This is a genomic window from Pseudoalteromonas lipolytica (genome assembly GCF_900116435.1).
In the GTDB taxonomy this organism is placed as follows: Bacteria; Pseudomonadota; Gammaproteobacteria; order Enterobacterales; family Alteromonadaceae; genus Pseudoalteromonas; species Pseudoalteromonas lipolytica.
The window spans coordinates 22,297-41,555 of sequence record NZ_FPAZ01000015.1; the positions used below are offsets into that span (position 1 = coordinate 22,297).

Annotated in this window: 21 protein-coding genes; 6 read left to right on the plus strand and 15 right to left on the minus strand. The window is 41.5% G+C overall.

From position 1 onward, the window contains the following. Positions 1–23: 23 nt before the first annotated feature. On the minus strand, positions 24–362 hold the full coding sequence (gene glnB, locus BM378_RS15420; protein ID WP_036967074.1) for a nitrogen regulatory protein P-II: 339 nt from the start codon (positions 360–362) through the stop codon (positions 24–26). Positions 363–499: 137 nt separating this feature from the next. Here glnB and BM378_RS15425 point away from each other — a divergent pair, with 137 nt between their 5' ends. Both BM378_RS15425 and BM378_RS15430 read left to right on the plus strand, forming a co-directional pair. Continuing rightward, the gene (locus BM378_RS15425; protein ID WP_074989568.1) at positions 500–1,045 is read left to right on the plus strand and encodes a GspH/FimT family pseudopilin; all 546 of its coding nucleotides are present in this window, start codon (positions 500–502) and stop codon (positions 1,043–1,045) included. A gap of 71 nt (positions 1,046–1,116) precedes the next feature. Next, entirely contained in the window at positions 1,117–1,650 is a 534-nt protein-coding gene (locus BM378_RS15430; protein WP_074989543.1) for a GspH/FimT family pseudopilin, read from the plus strand. Between the two features lie 23 nt (positions 1,651–1,673). Here the strand turns inward: BM378_RS15430 and BM378_RS15435 are convergent, their stop codons facing one another. The 13 genes from BM378_RS15435 to murJ form a co-directional block, all read right to left on the minus strand. Further along, positions 1,674–2,096, minus strand: coding sequence for a type IV pilin protein (locus BM378_RS15435; RefSeq protein ID WP_074989544.1), 423 nt, complete (start codon positions 2,094–2,096; stop codon positions 1,674–1,676). Then, on the minus strand, positions 2,080–5,343 hold the full coding sequence (locus tag BM378_RS15440) for a PilC/PilY family type IV pilus protein (protein ID WP_405127520.1): 3,264 nt from the start codon (positions 5,341–5,343) through the stop codon (positions 2,080–2,082). The genes BM378_RS15435 and BM378_RS15440 overlap by 17 nt, the downstream gene beginning before the upstream one ends. Positions 5,344–5,361: 18 nt before the next feature. Continuing rightward, positions 5,362–5,844, minus strand: coding sequence for a pilus assembly PilX family protein (locus BM378_RS15445; RefSeq protein WP_036967062.1), 483 nt, complete (start codon positions 5,842–5,844; stop codon positions 5,362–5,364). Then, positions 5,832–6,821 carry a PilW family protein gene (locus tag BM378_RS15450; protein ID WP_036967059.1) on the minus strand — a complete coding sequence of 330 codons (990 nt, stop codon included), beginning with the start codon at positions 6,819–6,821 and terminating at the stop codon, positions 5,832–5,834. Before BM378_RS15450 ends, BM378_RS15445 begins: the two co-directional genes overlap by 13 nt. A gap of 1 nt (position 6,822) precedes the next feature. Then, on the minus strand, positions 6,823–7,377 hold the full coding sequence (pilV, locus tag BM378_RS15455) for a type IV pilus modification protein PilV (protein WP_036967056.1): 555 nt from the start codon (positions 7,375–7,377) through the stop codon (positions 6,823–6,825). A 157-nt stretch (positions 7,378–7,534) separates the two neighbouring features. Further along, positions 7,535–8,245 carry a LytR/AlgR family response regulator transcription factor gene (locus BM378_RS15460; protein WP_036967053.1) on the minus strand — a complete coding sequence of 237 codons (711 nt, stop codon included), beginning with the start codon at positions 8,243–8,245 and terminating at the stop codon, positions 7,535–7,537. Continuing rightward, entirely contained in the window at positions 8,242–9,270 is a 1,029-nt protein-coding gene (locus BM378_RS15465; protein ID WP_036967049.1) for a sensor histidine kinase, read from the minus strand. Before BM378_RS15465 ends, BM378_RS15460 begins: the two co-directional genes overlap by 4 nt. Before the next feature lie 38 nt (positions 9,271–9,308). Next, complete coding sequence (ispH, locus tag BM378_RS15470; RefSeq protein ID WP_036967044.1) at positions 9,309–10,238, minus strand: 4-hydroxy-3-methylbut-2-enyl diphosphate reductase; 930 nt, start codon at positions 10,236–10,238, stop codon at positions 9,309–9,311. Further along, the gene (gene fkpB, locus BM378_RS15475) at positions 10,238–10,678 is read right to left on the minus strand and encodes an FKBP-type peptidyl-prolyl cis-trans isomerase (protein ID WP_036967041.1); all 441 of its coding nucleotides are present in this window, start codon (positions 10,676–10,678) and stop codon (positions 10,238–10,240) included. The genes ispH and fkpB overlap by 1 nt, the downstream gene beginning before the upstream one ends. Then, entirely contained in the window at positions 10,675–11,175 is a 501-nt protein-coding gene (gene lspA / locus BM378_RS15480) for a signal peptidase II (RefSeq protein ID WP_036967038.1), read from the minus strand. Before lspA ends, fkpB begins: the two co-directional genes overlap by 4 nt. 9 nt (positions 11,176–11,184) lie before the next feature. Next, positions 11,185–14,010, minus strand: a complete 2,826-nt coding sequence (gene ileS, locus BM378_RS15485) for an isoleucine--tRNA ligase (protein ID WP_065978563.1) — start codon at positions 14,008–14,010, stop codon at positions 11,185–11,187. 25 nt (positions 14,011–14,035) lie between these two features. Continuing rightward, positions 14,036–14,962 (minus strand): bifunctional riboflavin kinase/FAD synthetase, encoded by a 927-nt coding sequence (gene ribF, locus BM378_RS15490; protein WP_065978564.1) that lies wholly within the window; start codon positions 14,960–14,962, stop codon positions 14,036–14,038. 73 nt (positions 14,963–15,035) lie between these two features. Further along, entirely contained in the window at positions 15,036–16,574 is a 1,539-nt protein-coding gene (gene murJ / locus BM378_RS15495) for a murein biosynthesis integral membrane protein MurJ (RefSeq protein ID WP_036969136.1), read from the minus strand. A 285-nt stretch (positions 16,575–16,859) separates the two neighbouring features. On the opposite strand from murJ, the gene rpsT reads away from it, so the two are divergent. After that, on the plus strand, positions 16,860–17,120 hold the full coding sequence (gene rpsT / locus BM378_RS15500; protein ID WP_036967030.1) for a 30S ribosomal protein S20: 261 nt from the start codon (positions 16,860–16,862) through the stop codon (positions 17,118–17,120). 63 nt (positions 17,121–17,183) lie between these two features. On the opposite strand, the gene BM378_RS15505 is transcribed toward rpsT, so the two are convergent. Next, complete coding sequence (locus BM378_RS15505; protein WP_036967027.1) at positions 17,184–17,567, minus strand: response regulator; 384 nt, start codon at positions 17,565–17,567, stop codon at positions 17,184–17,186. 158 nt (positions 17,568–17,725) lie between these two features. On the opposite strand from BM378_RS15505, the gene BM378_RS15510 reads away from it, so the two are divergent. The 3 genes from BM378_RS15510 (at position 17,726) to smrA (ending at position 19,245) form a co-directional block, all read left to right on the plus strand. Beyond that, positions 17,726–18,169, plus strand: a complete 444-nt coding sequence (locus tag BM378_RS15510; protein WP_036967023.1) for a hypothetical protein — start codon at positions 17,726–17,728, stop codon at positions 18,167–18,169. A gap of 100 nt (positions 18,170–18,269) precedes the next feature. Continuing rightward, positions 18,270–18,515 carry a hypothetical protein gene (locus BM378_RS15515; protein WP_036969134.1) on the plus strand — a complete coding sequence of 82 codons (246 nt, stop codon included), beginning with the start codon at positions 18,270–18,272 and terminating at the stop codon, positions 18,513–18,515. Positions 18,516–18,663: 148 nt separating this feature from the next. After that, positions 18,664–19,245, plus strand: coding sequence for a DNA endonuclease SmrA (gene smrA / locus BM378_RS15520; RefSeq protein WP_036967020.1), 582 nt, complete (start codon positions 18,664–18,666; stop codon positions 19,243–19,245). The last annotated feature ends 14 nt before the right edge of the window (positions 19,246–19,259 follow it).

Below are 19,259 nucleotides of genomic sequence, written 5' to 3' on the forward strand. Positions count from 1 at the left end.
TACAGTGTGTGACTGCGGTTTCGTTAAATTGCGTCTTCATCTTCTTCTGCGGTTCGAATACGCACAACACGCTCAACATCTGTGACAAATATTTTACCATCACCAATTTTGCCTGTTTGTGACGTTTTAACAATCACATCAATGGCTCTATCTACATCTTCATCACTTAGTACAATATCTAGTTTTACCTTGGGTAAAAAATCAACCATGTATTCAGCACCGCGATAAAGTTCTGTGTGCCCCTTTTGACGGCCAAAACCTTTAACTTCACTAACCGTCATCCCGGTGATGCCTACCTCTGATAATGCTTCTCGAACATCATCAAGCTTGAATGGTTTAATAATTGCTTCGATTTTTTTCATTTTAAGGCTACTTATTATTTCTTGATTGCCTCGATTTTAGACAATACGGCTCTCTATAGCAAACAAAGCTATGAAATACGGTGATAAAATCAACAATCATGATATTATTAAATAAAGTATTAAAAGTAGAGACAACAATGAAATCATTACAAAAGGGCTTTACACTCCTCGAACTGATGGTCACCATTTCAATCGTGGGCATTGTGGCTGCCATAGCACTGTGGGATAGCTCTGATTTGCTAGAAAATGACCGCGCCGAAAGCTACTTACAAGAATTAAAGCGCAGTATTAGCTTTGCACGGGCAAAAGCCACCAGTAGCGATGCAATTGTTGTAGTCTGTAGTGGAGCAACAGCAAATATTGAGAGTAATACAGCAATGAATTGCTCTAATGGGTGGGACCAAGGCACGGTCTTTGTATTTTTTGATTCAGATCAGAATGGCAGTTATAACCCTGCTAATGGCGATACCACTTTGAGAGTCCTCCAAGAAATCCCTAAAACGAGTAAACTGAGTTTCAGTGGCAATAACGCACTTATTTTTGATACTAGTGGCATGATCACCTCTGATTCAGGCACCTTTACTTTTTGCCCTTCTGGCGCAAATGATAACAACAAAGCATTGCAGGTATTTAAATCTGGCACTGTTTTATACCTAGGTGATACAACAAATACCTGTGATTAAGCCCCATAATTTGACACCATTTCAGGTCCAACTATAGTTAATTAAACTGTCACAATTTGGAGTCTTCACGGATGAAGACCTTAAACACATTACACCATAGGAATGGTGCAACACTCATCGAAAGCTTAGTGGTGCTATCAATAGTCGCAATACTTATGAATATTGCGCTGTTTGAATATAAGCCTTATCTAGCTAAAAGTCGCCTAGAAAACCGCACTCACTTAGTTAAACGCGCATTAAGCGTAAGCCGCCATAACGCAAAAACCCACAGCACATACGTTACTTTTTGTGGGCTACAAGAAAATCAATGCAATCGAGAGCATTGGCACAAAGCACTCACCGTATTTATCGACAGGGGCGATATTGGAGTGCTTGATGAAGGTGATACTATTATTTGGGAACTTGAAGCAGTCGATAAACTTGATATGCTAACTTACCCCCGCCATTCAATCACATTTCGTTCAGATGGCACGCCTGTGGGATTTAATAATGGTACCTTTGTGTACTGTCCTGAATACAAAATAGCAAGCCTTAAAGGGCTTGCTATTTCAATAAGCTCTATTGGGCGTACTCGGCTAAAAGACACCAACAAATGCCAATCCTGATATTTCAATTATTCAATGAGGGATTACTTACCCCAGCAGGTGCTCGCACTCGCAGAGCCCGTTGAGGTTTTTAATCCTGTATCTGAAATAGTTAATGTTGCACATTCGCCATCTTGTAAAACGGGCCCTGCTACGGGTGTAGCAGTAAACGCGAATGTACCGGCATCGTTATCGACAACAACTGAAATTTTATAAAAATTATTCTCAGTTGTAGCACTGACCCCTAAGTTAGCCAAAGTTGTTGTATACTGCCTGTTATCGACAAAAAACTGCTCTTGCTTATTGGCAGCATCAAGTAATGCAGTAATGGCTTCTGTTCTGGCGGTGCGTTTAACATGCTCAAAGTAACTTGGTAACGCAATACTGGCTATAATGCCTAAAATTGCCACGGTAATCATCAGTTCGATTAAGGTAAACCCTTTTACTTTATTAGTTACTCTTGTCATTTACTTCTCGCTTATAAATATAGGTTTGCTGTGTTTTAAAACCAAAACCAATCGGAGTTGCATCATTAACCAGTTGTATTTTTCCATCTTTAACCGTTAAACCCGGACCTTGTATTTCTTTCACTTTAAAGGGGTTTTGCTCGCCTTTAAGACCTGGTCCTATGGTTAAGAACTGACTCATCTCTTTGACTTTTTCGTCTGTATCCTTAATCTCATCTGGGTTATCAGCATCCGGGCTTCCATCACAAAAACCATTGTTATTACTATCAACACAGCTATCACCAACACCGAAATAAAGCTGAGGGGTATCAGGTACATCATTTGAGGTCGTAAATTTTAGACTATCATACACTTTTGTACCGTAGTGTAAGTGGAACGCATATAATCCCCCTGAGCCTCCCGTTAATGAACACTGATTCGCTGTTTCTGTTGAAGAAGCGGGTGCGTAACTGGTGAAATAAGCGACTCCTCCAATAACCGTACTTGCTGCCAGTGATTTTTCACCAGCCATTGGAAGGGTATAATACCAACCATGGTATTGACCTAATTCAACTTCTAAATCGGTAAATTTATCTACACTATCAAGTGCATTACCAAACGGGTCAGCATCCATATTCATTAAATTAGCCTGGGTGATCGCCGCTGGAATCTCATCGCTTTGGAATGAGCGCGTCACTGTATTGATATCGCGGATCATAAACAATTGATCACTCGTTGTGGTGCCCGTTGGTTTAGAGCGATTCCCACTACCTAGTAATACTGCATCAAAGGGGGTATCAATACGTGTTTTAACCGACTTACCATTTACGTCTGTTTCAGAGACCTTACTAAACATTGTTCTCGCAACCATCGGTTTATAAAAGAAACGACGATCTTGAGATGCAAGTGCACTGCCTAAACTCGCAAGTTTAAAGTGTGTCCAAGGACTTTCTGTGCTCGTTGGGCTATTTGAAGGCATATCAATACGCCATACATCACCGCCTGTGTCGGATGCATATAATCGATCAGTGTAACCGTCATAATCAGAATCCAAAACACTAATATCAGAAGCAATACTGTGTTTACCTGCAAAGCCATTTTCACTCGACGTTAAAGCCCACACTTTTTTGCCGCTCTGTGCATCAACAATATAAATACCGCGCCCTTTTGTGTCTTCAGTACGCAGAACATTGTCTTTATTGGTGTCGTACCCTGCACCAAAAACAAGCAGTGGTCGATTTTCATACCCTTTTAAGTTAATGTATGTCACCGTAGGTTTAGACCATGATTGCGCAAGTTCTTTAAAGTCTCCCGTTCCACCAATAATCGGTCCCCCCCACATGAGTCGAGGTGAATCTGGGTTTGTAATATCCAGTCCATAATAATTATTGCCGCCACGTCTTAAGCCAAAAAACGCCCAAACACGATCAGTGCCATTTACAACTCCATCACCATTTTTATCATCAAAGAACACAGAAATAGGTCCATCAACACCATAGACCTTTGATTTTTCTTGATTCTCTCGTAATGGTTTAATAATTTTGTATAAGCTACTGGGTATAAAAGCCCAGCTTTCTTTTAATACATCATTTTTATCTTGAAAAAAGTGTAGGTAACCTGCATTGGTGCCAATTAAAATGCGCACATCATCATTACCGTAATCAATTGTCACAGGTTTTGAGTGCAGAGGATCACCAAAAATATCTTGTCGTTGATCACTGGTACTGCCATCACCGTCTTCATCATCCACATCTATTCCTCGGCTCCACTTAATCGTTTTATCTAACTCGGTCGATAAGAGCCCAAGAGTCAACGAATTGACACTTGTTGCTGTAGTTAAATTAAACTTTAACGCTGCCGCTAAGTCGCCACCTAGTGCCGAGGAAACTGCAGATTTAGTAAAATCAACTAATCCAGCGCTCCCGGCATCGGTATAAATGGTCCGCGATGAAAGGTTAGAGAGCATCAAATTAGCCCCACCTTGTTCTACGCTATTCCCATCTGCACTTTCATTTACAGGCAACCAAAACGTTTTTGCCTCATCGTCAATCAGGCCATCTTCATTAAGTGCTGGTTTACCGTTTAAATCAACAATTTCATCACCCGATACTTTTAACTTTTTGAGGTTTCCTCGCCAACGAGCGCCTTCTTTAGGAAAAAACATCGCGTAATAAATACCATCACGACTACGTGTTTGGTCTACATTATTACTGGCAATGGACGGTGATGTGAAAGTATCATTCACTTTTCTTATAGCCGAAACAGCCTGATTCAACGCTTTTACCAACTCTTCAGGAGTGCCTGCCACTAAATGTTTGCCTCCACCGTAGGTTTCTGAGGCTGCTTTCAATAAATTTTGGCCCTCAGCACTCATACCAGAGCCAAAACCAATGGTGTAAAGACGCCCTGTTTCATGAATATCAGGTGTGGCAGGATATAAATCTACTTTTATATCTTTTGTACCATGTATCACCTTGGCTAATTGGTGAAGATAATTATTGTAAATATAATCATTTCTCCCCAAAGCATTACCAAATAATGAGTTGTGTTGATTACTAATATCTGTATCACTGTCATTGTCATTATCTGTAGAGGGGTCTCCATCAGTCATGTAAATGATATTAACGGAGTTATCACATCGTTTGGCTTCTGCGACGCTATCAGCAAAGGGAGAGATATATGAATAAGTAAAATTATCTATCCAGACATCTTTACAACGATATCCTGACCAAGTCCATCTACACTCCTGCTTTTTTATCGGATTATTTATTGCTGATTCAATGCTAGTGTCTCTACCATTTACATTTTGTGCGTATAACAAGTCTTTGCCTGTTATATATAAGTAAGCTTCCCAGAGTGTTTCAGCCAGTGGCGTGCCTCCGTTGGCAGGTAAGTTCGAAATAGAATTTTTAATTTCAGATGCAGGGCTACCAATCCCTTTTAATACATAACCACCACTTACTTCTCTGTAACGCATTAACCCAAAGTCAATATCCGGATTTGTATCAATTAATTGATTCATTGCATTTTTTGCTGCAGCCAAACGGCTATCACTACAGACAATCCAGCCATTACGATCTTGCCCACAATCATCACCTGTTGTAGAGGAAAATGCCATACTTCCAGAGGTGTCAAAAATAAGTAAAACACGCGGTTTTTCATTTTTGCTAACATTGTAGTTAACGTATAGCTCAATGTCTTCAGCATACACTGCAGTAACCATACAGGTTACAAAACCAGTCAGTATACTGCGCACTAACGTTTTCATTTTCATCATGAGTCTCCGTTAACGGCCTGAATTACGGCCTACCATCTCTTGAGCAACACCCGTTGTGATTGTGAGTGTGTGATTACTTTTAGAGCCATAGGTAATTGACGTATCTATTTGCAACATGTTGCATGACACACCCGCTGTAAAATTAAACTTGCGTGGACAAGGAATATCACTCGGGCCGTTATTTAAATTAACCATCGAACTTGATGCATCGCCAATATTCCCTAAATCATGAACTCCGCCAGGTATTGCTGATGCTCTTTTAAAAAAGGCACTATTTGCCCCTGCAGCAGCTTGGTTGGCTATTACGCGCTGTACCGTGCCAATTAACTCATTTTCTGCAGCTTCACGTTCTTGTGCTGCATTGGTGATTTTAATGTCAATACTACTGCTACTCATGAGAGTAACTGCAATGCCTGTAACCGCGACAACCATAATAAGAGCAACAATTAACACAACGCCTTGTTGTCTTTTTGCTAACGTTATATACGCCATAAATTAGCTCCCACATTATTTAAGCGAATAGTCGTGGTAAACAATGCTCGACGGTAATTATCAGTAAAAGTTAGCTCTCTACTACTTTGATCTTCACCCAAGGTATACGTTTGATTTTGAATATTTAAATCGCCATCTGGGGTAAGCGCTCTGACTAATAGGAAAACTTGCACAGTTAAGATGCCATGACGGTTTTCCCAATCAGTATTCGTCATTTGGTTAATACTTTTATACGTATCAACACGACTATTATTGGTTGTATCGAGACCAAATACAAAATGCATGTCCTCAACACCTTCCATTATCGTTTCTGTAACCATGCCTGAGCCTGGTTTTAAACGTCTGCGCATTAAAACGGGCACAGTGACAGGTTGGTCATTTATTGTGTAATTTTGCTCTGAGATATAATAAACGTGATGACGATAACGCCACACAGTCGCGTTAACATTAAGTGAGGCACCATCAATTGGCCCTTGTACAAACTGAGCTCTTTCTTGTTCGGCAACAAAGTAATAACTGCCAGCACCTGTATCATCAGGTCGAATTTGCAAACCTTCAAGAAACTTTAACTGCAGAACATCTGTATTTTTTTTAGCGTTTTTTATGCAGCCTAATGCATCACCAGTCGCGGTTAACACTGCATACACCGAGCGAAAGTTACTCGTAGCTGTTTTAACCGGGAAACTGCCATTGTTAAGCCCCTGAGAACAATCGGGAGTAGGATTAGCGGTTGACTCTGTATTTGCTGGCGAAAACGAGTCTTCATAAAACGTTCCCCAAAAGCCTATTTGCTCAATATCACGTTGCATAATATTAATCGCTAATCGGCCTGTTTCTTGTAACTCACCAATTGTCATGGTGTCACGCGTGGTCACTTTCATACTAATATAGGTGAACATAACGCCACCTAAAACAAGTCCGCCTATAAATAGCGCAACCATCATTTCAACTAACGTAAATCCTGCATGCTTTCTCATATCAAGACCTTAAGTAAATATAGCTTTCAAGTACAATTAAACGACGCTTATCATTGGCTGCACCGCATTCAATTGCCGACGTACCTGCATTTGCTTTAATTGCTTGTCGACCTTGCCAACTGATCACCACGTTAATATTAAATTCACTTGCATTACCCGCTGCGACAGGCGTGCTCTTGATACACACCGTTGCATCATCTAGCGCCCCGGTATTTTCACGCGCTTGGATAGCCCGCACCCATTGCTGTTTATCAAGGGCTGCAAGTTGCTGAGCATTACACGCTGCGTTGTAGCATTGTAAATTGGTATTTAACGCAGTGTCACTTGTGAAAGTGCCATTATAGAGGGCTGCAAATCCTGTGGAATCGTTTGCTCGCATCCGTTGAATAATATCGTTCCCTAACGCCACCGCTGCAGCACGCTGCATTGAATCAAAACTAGCTTGCTTAGCTTTTGCCTGCAGCGCTACAGCGCCTAACAACCCAAAGCTTAAAATCACAAAAGCAATAAGTACTTCAACTAAGGTAAAGCCTTGAACATGTGAATGCCGTGTCATATTAAAATCAGCTCATAGATTTCCATACAATAAGCATAAAAGGACAATAATAAATAGCAATGAGGGTTTAGATGAACGGTCAAATTAATTGATAAGCGGTCCGTACATACCGACTAAAAAGCATCGAAAATTGGCACCGTAAAACTGTGTGATAAAACTATTCACCCATCGCTTGTTTTACGGTTTTAAGTGCTCGGCGGCTAATGGTGAGAGGTTCATCATAATGTCGCACTCTTAAATGATGACCACTTGACACAGAGCAATGAAGGCTCTGTATATGCAGCTTATTAACCAAGGTATTACGATGAATACGCAATAATTGTTGTGAGTACGTACTTTCAAGCTGTTTCAAGCTATGCTCGATAATAGCTTCACCGCCAACAAAAATGAGTCGCGTATATTTTTGCTCTGCAACACAGCACACCACATCGTCGATATTGACTCGGCGCATAGCACCCGCTAACTGATAAGTGATATGTGAATGAACAGGCCTATTAACTTGTGTACGATTTAGTTTGCTAAGTTGCAGTAAGGTTTTTGTAAGTGCTTGCTCGGTTACAGGTTTTACTAAATAGCCATCTACCGCTAACTCAAATGCTTCTAGAGCATGTTCAGAATGGGCCGTTAAAAACACCACAGCCGGAGGTATAGCAAGCAGCTTTAATGCCTTTGCGACCTCTAAGCCGCTTAATTTTGGCATATTAATATCTAATAACACGATATCTGGTTGCAACTCTTTACACAGCTTTACCGCCTGCTCACCATTGTCTGCATCGCCAACAACATGGTAGTTAGGATGCATGGTTAATAAACGCCTAACACGTGCCCGAGCGAGCGGTTCATCGTCAACAATCAAAACATTGCTCATGTAATTTCCTGCCTTGGAATAACGAGTTTAGCTCTAAACTCACTATCGCGATGTGTGGTGGTTAGCTTGGCGCGATAGTGATAAAACAGCGCCAACCTTTGGCGAATGTTTTCAAGTGCCATGCCATTGCCAGCGCGGCGCTGCTCTGCATTTTCAACCACAGGATTAATAATAATAAACGTATAGCTTTTATCGGTTATATGCATCTCTATGGTAATTTTTGTGCCCTCAGAAGCCGGTTCAAGGCCATAATACACCGCGTTCTCAATAATAGGCTGTATCGTTAGACACGGAATTTCAACGTCTGGGACGCACGCTGGCATCTGCCAATTAACCGTTAATCGCTCGCCATAACGCCAACGCTCAAGTGCAATATATTGCTCACATAATATCAGCTCGTCTTGCAAAGAAATCGCTTTACCGCTTTTCATTGCAGCTTGTGATAACGCAGCTAAAGCCAAAATAGCTTGCTCGGCGGCTTCGGCATCATAATGCGTTAGCTCGGCAGCTGTGTTCAAGCTATTGAATAAAAAGTGTGGACGAATACGTGCTTGTAACGCATCTAACTCAGCATGCGCTAATGCTTTGGTTTGTAGCTCTTTTTGGTTTTGTATAACAACAAATTGACTAAATAATGCCGCCACTAAAAAGATTATGAGTACATTACTCGCGATAAAATAGCCTGCTGATTCAATATAATAAATATCTGCAAAGAGAGATAATACAGCCACACTGTAAAAACACGTTGATAGCAATAATGAAATAGTCAGGATAAGTAGTTGGAAATTATTAGAACAGCGTGCCAAGTATTTTCTAAAAATATACAGTGCGGCAACACTTGTCAGAAAGATTAAGTGCAAAAAGAAACTGAAAATGGCAAGACGAAGCCATACATCGCCTTCGGTTGCAGGGGCAAACGCTAGTAAAATAGCAATAACTTGACTTACCACGAGTGTAGCAAGCACACCTCGGGATTGAAAAAGAGCCGCAATCAACAAGCCGTTTTGATTTGGCTGTGTGCTCATGGGCTCTCCTAGTATCTGTTGTTAACTACTCGTTTAGATTAGCGTAGCTCAACAGGAACGGCAAATACTATATTCTCTTCTTCGCCAGGGTTTTCAACAACTTGGTTTCCACCCAATTCTTTTAGACGAGTAATTACTTGCTGCACTAACACTTCTGGTGCAGATGCGCCCGCAGTAACCCCTACGGCATTGACGTTGTTAAACCAATCAGCTTCAACGTTACTTGCATCATCAATTAAATACGCTTTAGTGCCCATTTTATCTGCAAGTTCACGTAAACGATTTGAGTTTGAGCTATTCTTAGCTCCCACAACCAGTAACACATCAACTTTATCTGCTAAGTCACGCACCGCATCTTGACGGTTTTGTGTCGCATAACATATATCATCTTTACGCGGACCATCAATTGCAGGAAACTTTGTACGTAAAGCATCAATAACATCGGCAGTGTCATCAACCGACAAGGTTGTTTGACTGCAATAAAATAAATTGTCAGGATTTTTAACCGTCAGATTTGCAACATCTTCCGGTGTTTCTACTAAGTAGATCCCCCCTGCTTCGTTATTATATTGCCCCATGGTGCCTTCTACTTCAGGGTGACCATGATGACCTATTAAAATGCACTCGATGCCTTTACGGCTCGCGCGCGTTACTTCCATATGTACTTTGGTAACTAGCGGACAGGTTGCATCGAAAACTTTTAATTCACGACGCTTAGCCTCACTGCGTACCGCTTGAGATACACCGTGAGCACTAAAAATAACAATGCTGTCATCAGGAACTTGATCAAGTTCTTCAACGAATACAGCACCGCGGTTTTTAAGACCGTCTACTACATAGCGGTTATGCACCACTTCGTGTCGCACATAAATAGGCTTTTCAAAGATATCTAGTGCTCGCTCAACGATACTGATTGCGCGGTCAACACCTGCACAAAAACCACGTGGGTTAGCTAATAAAATATCCATTACCCTGTTACCTCTAAAATATCGACTTCAAAGGTTAAACGCTGGCCAGCAAGTGGATGATTGAAATCAATCGTTACAGACTCACCTTGTACCTCACGGACAAGTCCTGGTAATTCAGTGCCATCAGGTTGAGTGAAGGCAATAATGTTCCCCACCTCAGCTGGAGTGTCAGCGCCAAACTTACTGCGGTCTACATAGTAAATATTATCTGGGTTTGGTTGCCCAAAGGCATCTTCAGGTTCAAGTTCAAATGACTTACTCTCGCCTGCGGCTAGGCCTAACAAACACTTTTCAAAGTTGGCGGTTAGACTACCATCGCCCATTCTTAATTTTGCCGGCTTATTGTGCACCTTCGTCGAATCAGCTGCTGAGCCATCTTCTAATTTAATTGAGAAATGGAAGATCACTTCAGACTTTTCACCAATTACTGCTTGGCTCATGCTTTTTGCTCCTTAGGACTTTCGCCTGTAAAGGCATCATATAAAAGTAATGCTGCACCGATACAAATTGCACTGTCGGCAATATTGAATGCTGGGAAGTGCCAATTTTCATAATACACATGCAAAAAGTCTATGACATAACCATAAACAATACGATCGTATAAATTACCAATCGCACCCGCGAGTACAAGTGCATACGCAGAGCACAACACCTTATTGCTGGCAGGTAAACGTTTTAACCACCATGTTAAAAGCACACTAATAACCACAGCAATTAAGCTTAAAAACCAGCGTTGCCAACCACCAGCATCACTTAAAAAGCTGAAGGCAGCACCATAGTTATGCACATAGGTAAAATTAAAGAATGGCAAAATTTCAATAGATTCTTTGTAGGTCATAGTATTTACAACAAGTGTTTTTGTCGCATGGTCTACTACTAAAAGTAGTAGACTCAGCCATAACCATACTAAGCCACTTTTTCCGGCTAGTTTGCTCACAAACAACTCCTATGCGAACTGACGTTGTTCACCGTCGCCATCAACATTGCTAACACAACGGCCACATATTTCAGGATGAGCAGGCTCAGCACCTACATCATCACAGTAATGCCAACAACGTTCACATTTTTCTGCCGTTGTTGCTGTAACGTTGATGAACAAGCCATCAATTTCAGTTGCTTGGCTACCTTGTGGTTGTTCAGTAACCGTTTCAACAGTGACACCAGAAGTTAATAATACAAAGCGTAATTCATCACCTAATGCGGCAAGTTTTGAACTTAACGCTTCAGTTGCATAAATACTGACATTTGCTTGTAAAGTCGCACCAATGATGTCTTCTTTACGCGCCGCTTCTAATACGCGGTTCACTTCATCACGTACATTCAGAATTGTGAGCCAATCATCGTTACTGAACTTACCTTGCGTAGAGGCTTTAAGCCCATCGTACCACACTGATGTGAATACAAATTTATCACGTTCGCCCGGTAATGCTTCCCAAATCTCTTGTGCAGTGAAGCTTAAGATTGGTGCCATCCAACGCGTCATTGCTTCTGCAATGTGATAAAGCGCTGTTTGACATGAGCGGCGTGCATGGCTATCGCTTTTCGCTGTGTATTGACGGTCTTTGATTACATCTAAATAGAATGAACCAAGCTCACCCGTACAGAAATTCATTAATTTTTGCGTTACAAGTAACATTTGGTACTTGTCGTAAGCAGCTAAAATTTCATCTTGTAACTCGGCAGCACGACCAACAATCCAGCGGTCTAGTTCAACCATATCGTCGATAGCAACGTGATCTGTTTTTGGATCAAAACCATTTAAGTTAGCAAGTAAGTAACGGCTCGTGTTACGGATACGACGGTAACGATCTGCCGAGCGCTTGAAGATTTCATCCGAAACCGTCATCTCTGCGGTAAAGTCAGTTGATGCAACCCATAAGCGAAGAATATCAGCACCCAGCTTGTTCATCACATTTTGCGGTGAAATAACATTACCCAGTGACTTAGACATCTTACGGCCGTTTTCATCAACGGTGAAGCCGTGCGTTAACACTTGCTTGTAAGGTGCATGGCCATTAATTGCAACCGATGTCATCATTGACGACATAAACCAACCACGATGTTGGTCAGACCCTTCAAGGTAAAGATCTGCTGGGCCCGTCAAGTCTTCACGTGCATCAACAACACACGCGTGAGTCACACCTGAATCAAACCAAACATCTAAGGTATCTTGTACTTTCATGTACTGATCAGCGTCATCACCAAGTAATGTTGCGGGGTCTAAATCGTACCACGCTTGAATACCTGATTTTTCAACTAGCTTAGCCGCTTCTTCGATTAATGCTTGCGTATTCGGGTGTAACGCCCCTGTGTCTTTATCAACAAACAACGCAATAGGTACACCCCATGTACGCTGACGTGAAATACACCAATCAGGTCGGCCTTCAACCATGTTCGCAATGCGGCTTTCACCCCACTCAGGTAACCACTCTGTCTTTTTGATTTCACTCAATGAATCTTGACGAAGGTTCGCTTGATCCATGCTTACAAACCATTGTGGTGTCGCACGGAAGATGATTGGCGTTTTATGACGCCAGCAATGTGGGTAACTATGATTGAGTGCATGATGATGCAACAGCGCGTTATTTTCTGTTAATACATCAATAACACTCGCGTTGGCTTTAAATACATGTTGACCTGCAAACAGTGGCGTATCAGGTAAATAAACACCATTTGCACCCACCGGGTTTGCTACTTCTAAACCATATGCAAGACCAGCCGCGAAATCTTCTTGACCATGACCAGGTGCAGTGTGAACAACCCCCGTACCCGAATCTGTCGTTACGTGATCAGCAACAATCACAGGCACTGTAAAGTCATAAAAAGGGTGAGCAACGTGTAAGTTTTCTAAGGCAGCACCTTTAACATAACCCAGTACATGGTAATGATTGAAACCGTAACGATCCATCGCATCTTTAACGAGTTCAGAGCCTAAGATCAAACGCTGTTGCGCGCCCTCGTCATCAACTTGAACTAATGCATACTCAAGCTTCTCATGAACAGCCACTGCGCGGTTGGCAGGAAGTGTCCACGGTGTAGTTGTCCAGATAACAGTGCTTACAGCGCCTGTACCTTGATGACCATCGGCAAGTTCAAATGCGTTAATAACGGCATCTTGATCTGCAAACTCAAAGCGTACGTCGATAGCAGGTGATTGTTTGTCTTGGTACTCAACTTCTGCTTCAGCAAGTGCTGAACCACAATCTGTACACCAATGAACCGGTTTAGCACCTTTGTGTAAATGACCATTTTTAATAATACGGCCTAATACACGGATTGCATTCGCTTCAAAGTCAAAGTTCATGGTCAGGTAAGGCTTGTCCCAATCACCAAATACCCCTAAGCGTTTAAAGTCTGTTTTTTGACCTTCAACTTGCTTTTTAGCATATTCGCGACATTTTTCACGAAACTCAGCCGCTGACACTTTAACACCAGGCTTGCCAACTTTCTTTTCAACCATTAATTCAATAGGTAGACCATGGCAGTCCCAACCAGGCACATAAGGTGCATCAAAGTCAGACAAGGTTTTTGACTTAACAATAATGTCTTTAAGAATTTTGTTTACAGAGTGGCCTAAATGGATGTCACCGTTTGCATACGGAGGGCCGTCATGCAAAATGAAGGTTTTTTTACCTTTTTTAGCGCTGCGAATTTGACCATATAGATCGTCTTCATACCATGTTTTAAGCATAGTTGGTTCACGTTGTGCCAAATTGCCGCGCATTGGAAACGCTGTTTCCGGTAAATTCAAAGTATGTTTGTAGTCGCTCATTAATCCTACTTTCCGTATCGGCTACCTAATTTAAACCAAAACACTGCTTAGCGGCGGTTACATCATCTGCAATCTGCGCCGTCAGTTGTGTTAATGTCTCGAATTTTTTCTCATCGCGAAGCTTTTTTACAAGCTCCACATGCATAAATTGTCCGTAAATGTCCTGCGCAAAGTTAAAAAGGTGAACTTCTAATAATGCGCGTGTCCCGTTAAATGTGGGTTTGTTGCCAATATTTGCAACCCCAAACAGCTGTTCATTGCCAACGGTCGCTTTCACCGCAAATACGCCATTTACTGGGCATACTTGACGTTTCAAGGCAATATTTGCCGTTCTAAAACCAAGCTCACGGCCTTTTGCCCAACCGTGAATAACACGTCCAGAAATCGCATACCCATGACCCAGCATCGTTTTAGCCTCTTCTAATTGCCCTGCTGCTAGCGCATGGCGGATTAGTGTGCTACTTACTCTGTCATTAAGACGACGAAAGCTGGCCGTACTTTTAACATCTATATTCAGCGCTGCACCCATATTTTTTAGCAACGCAAAGTCACCACTGCGACGTTTTCCAAAACAAAAATCATCACCGACAGTGAGCGCTTTCACGCCGAGCTTATCAACCAAGACTTCGTTAACAAACTGCTCTGCTTCCATGTTAGCAAACTGCTGATTAAAACTAATACAAATTACGCGTTCAACACCCAGCTCTGCTAACAATCGAAGCTTATCACGCAAACGTGTCAATCGAGCGGGTGCGTTATCTTTAGCAAAAAACTCTTGTGGCTGAGGCTCAAATAACATAACAGTGCTGGGTAACTGATGTTTTTGCGCATCAAGTAGCAAGCCTTTAATCACTTCAGCATGGCCTAAATGCACACCATCAAAGTTCCCAATCGTTAACACGCAACCATAGTGTTGTGCGCGAATATTATGAATACCTCTAATTAACTCCATGCCACCTATTTGCCTTTGTCAGCACGCCCAAAACATGTTCATCGGGCTTGAAGCGCCGATTATAATCTTTTTTTTAGTTGGATTCAGTAGTTGCAACACTTTTTATCGTATTTAGTCGTATTCCTAAAATAAAGAGCACAACAAAGTATACCAATACAGCCAGCACAAGCAGCCCTGCCAACAACATAACTTGTTCACTAAAGTGCCAGCTTCGCCATGCAAAGTGCTGACCTGCATACCATACCGCAGTCGCCATCAAAATACTCGAAAACAAACACTTAAATGTAAAACCGACGCTCATTGAAGAAAACTGATAAACCCCTTCTTTGCGTAACTGCCGATAAAGTAAAAACGCGTTACAGCTGGCCGACATAGACGTGGCTAAAGCTAACCCTAAATAACCAATAAAAGGCGCTAACATGATGTTAAATACCATGTTTAGAACCAAGGTTTTTATGCCTATTTTCACGGGGGTTTTAGTGTCTTGTCGCGAGTAAAAACCAGGCGCTAACACCTTGATTAACATAAAACTGACTAACCCTACCGAGTACGCCATCACGCCATAACTAACCGCTTGAACGTGATCAATTTCACCGTCTTGAAACGCACCATGGTCAAAAAGCACCGTGATGATCAACGGGCTTATCACCATTAAACCAAACATGGCTGGTAAACCTAAGAAAATAACAAATCGCACCCCCCAATCAAGCGTATGCTGAAAATCAAGCGTGCTTTTCGTACTATGTAGTTTAGACAGTGCCGGTAAAATCACTGTTGCAATACCAATACCGAATAACCCAAGAGGGAACTCTATCAATCTGTCTGAATAGTAAAGCCACGCAATAGAGCCTGTCATAAGCATTGAGGCAATCATGGTATCGAGCAATAAATTAATTTGACTAATCGATACACCAAACAAGGCCGGTAACATCAACTTTCGTACTTTCACGACATTTTCGTCTTGCCACCCCCACTTAGGTCGGCTCAACATGCCCGCTCGATACAAAAATGGCAGCTGAAAAATCAGTTGCACCAAGCCACCAATGAACACCCCTATTGCTAATGCATAAGCACCTACTGCAAATTTATCATGCAGAAAAATAGCACAGGCAATAATTGAAATATTCAATAATACAGGGGTAAATGCGGCCACGGCAAAGCGGTTATACACATTCATTACTGCGCCACTAAGAGCAACAAGACTCACAAAAAACAAGTACGGAAACGTGAGCTTTAATAACGCACTCGCTAATTCGAACTTAGCGGCATCCTCTCCCCCTTGCCACCAATCAATAAACCAGCCAGTACCAAATAAAGCGGCAATCACTGGCGAGGCTATCACACCAAATAAAGTGACGAGCAGCAAAATTGTGCCCAAAGTGCCCGCAGCCTGCGCGACAAAGAGTCTAACCTTGTCGTCACCTTGCTGCTCTTTTATTTCAGACAATACGGGCACAAATGCCTGTGCAAATGCGCCTTCGGCAAATAGACGTCGTAAAAAGTTAGGGATTCTATTAGCAAATAAAAACACATCAGCTGCCGCACTTGCACCCAGCAAGTTAGCAACAACCGCATCGCGAACTAACCCTAAAATACGCGAAATCATCGTCATCGCACTGACAATCATCCCGGAACGAAATAATCCTTTTGCCACCTTAAACCTATTATCAAAAAACCTTTAAGATGGGCGATTATGCCTAAAATATCTCTAAAGCACTAGGCTCGGACACGACGCTTTGTTACAATGGCGATATTAACTGCTAAAGCGGCAAATTGATGTTCGTTATAAGGAGCAGTTTTTCTTGAGCTGTCAAAAATTCATTGACATTCATGATAAAAACAGGCATATTCCACGGCCTTTAAATTAAGCTTATTTTAAGATTGTTAGGAGCAAACCTTGGCTAACATCAAGTCTGCAAAAAAACGCGCTATCACGAGCGAAAAAAATCGTCAACATAACGCAAGCCGTCGTTCAATGATGCGCACTTACTTCAAAAAAGTAGTTGCTGCAATTGAAGCGGGCGACAAAGAAGCTGCACAAGCAGCATTTGCTGTTGCAACACCTATCCTAGACCGTTACGCAACTAAAGGTCTAATCCACAAAAACAAAGCAGCTCGTCATAAGAGCCGTTTAGCAGCTAAAATCAAAGCGCTATAATTTGTTTTTGAAAGATATAAAAAAACCGGCTTTTGCCGGTTTTTTTTTACCTGAAATTTGACGTTACACAATTTCCAGCTCTGGGTAGAACTTTTTCAACATTGCCGCAATTTTCTTCGGTGTAAACGGCTTAACAACAAACCCTTTAGCGCCTTTATCAATTGCATCTTTCACATTTTCAACTGTTGAATGGGCTGACACCATCACCACATTCGCCTCTGGTGAAATGTCGTTAATATGAGAAATAATTTCTTTACCATCGCCATCTGGCAATTCAATATCTAAAAAAATGATATTAAACTCTTTCTCTTTACATTCACTTAAACACTGCGCAGCCGTTGAAGCCTCACGCACGTCATCAATCCCCAAGTGCATGAGCGTTTGATTTAAAAAGCTACGGACTGTTCCCACATCGTCAACAATAAGAATTGAAAGCTGCGTATCCATACTATTCCTCTTAAGCAATAAAGGTTCACACTAATTGAATGTAACTCTGTGACGCAATAAGACAATCAGTGTTATATGATCTGAATTTGACTATTATATCAAAAACTTCGTTATAATCTCATTATAGAGAGCTATGTATAAAAGGCCAGATAAGCTTTATGTCTAATAAAATAAAAAAACAATCGCTGTTAGGTAAAACACCAGCACGAAAAAAACCAACATCGACAACAAAACGACGACCTGCAAACCCGCAACGTGTCCCCCCCCAAACGGTGCAGCAGGCTGGCGCCTCCGAACCGGTTAAAAAAAGTGCAAGCCGTTGGTATGCAATTGCCGCTGTTGTATTAATTATGCTAATTACGCCCAAGCCCGTTCTCATTACCTATGAAAAACTAGGGATGGTATCTCAAAGCGTGTATTGGCCAGGTGTTTTTGGCTTCGGGGCAAACCTCTTTGACTCAACCCTTATACCCCGTGCAGACCTTAGCCGTAATGTGATTTACTTATGCCAAGATAAACGCGACCCTGCGAGCTGCCAAAAATACCGTGTAACAGAGCAAAGCGGTTTTTTTGCGGCAATGAAAAAGCTAATAATGGATTAAAAAATCTAATCTGAAAATAAAAAATTACTTGGTTGAAAGCTGTGTAAAAGATCACCATAATGGCGCTCCTTTTTCAACACAGACACTATTAGATACGACCATGCTAAACGAGCTAGATTGGCTTTTAAACTTTACGTTACTTGCACTAGGATTAGGTGCTTTTTTTATTAATCAGTTAACCTTATTGCGTTTTGCTGCTATTAGCGCGTGTAGTTTATTATTTTTATCGTTTAGTTTAGATCTGATGTCATCAAGTGTGATCTCAAATATGAGCTTAGTGTTGATCAACACATTTTATTTATTCAAGGTCTACACTTTTGGCCAATTGAATATTAATCAAGGTTAATCTTCTCCCAAGATTATTTGATAGAACACTTTAACGCTTCTATCATCCTTTACGCCCAAACATCGCTATGTTTGGGCTTTTTTTTACTTACAATATGACTGAACTGAGATACCATATATTCCGTATAAAGATATTTTAGAGGTGCCTTATGTCATTAAACGACTTCGACTTATTTCTCTCTTCTATGGAAGATGTAAAGCCTCTCAAGCACGATACTGTAAAACTCGATACCACCAAGCAAGGCCCTTCTCTGTCACAACAAGAAAAACGTAAAGCCGCTGAGTCTGATCTCGCAATCGATGAAAACTACCTTCGCAGTGAGTTCGTTGAATTACTTGATCCACACGCAGTTTTAGCGTTCAAGAAAGATGGCGTTCAAGCCCAAGTTTATAAAAATCTTCGCTTAGCGAAATATCAGCTTGATGCAACCCTAGATTTGCATGGACAGGCACTCCAACATGCCCGTAGCACCTTATTCAATTTTATTAATGATTGCCACCTGCGCAATATTCGCGTGGTGTTAATTCGCCATGGAATTGGTATTAAAAATAAATCAAAACCGGGTATCTTAAAAAGCTACACCAATAAGTGGCTACAAGAAATACCCGCTGTACTTGCGTTTCACAGCGCACTTAAGCAGCATGGTGGCAACGGTGCTACCTATGTAATGATCAAAAAGTCAGATGAGAAAAAGCACGAGAATAGAGAGCGCCATTCTAAGAGAAGTTAATAACATAATTTAGA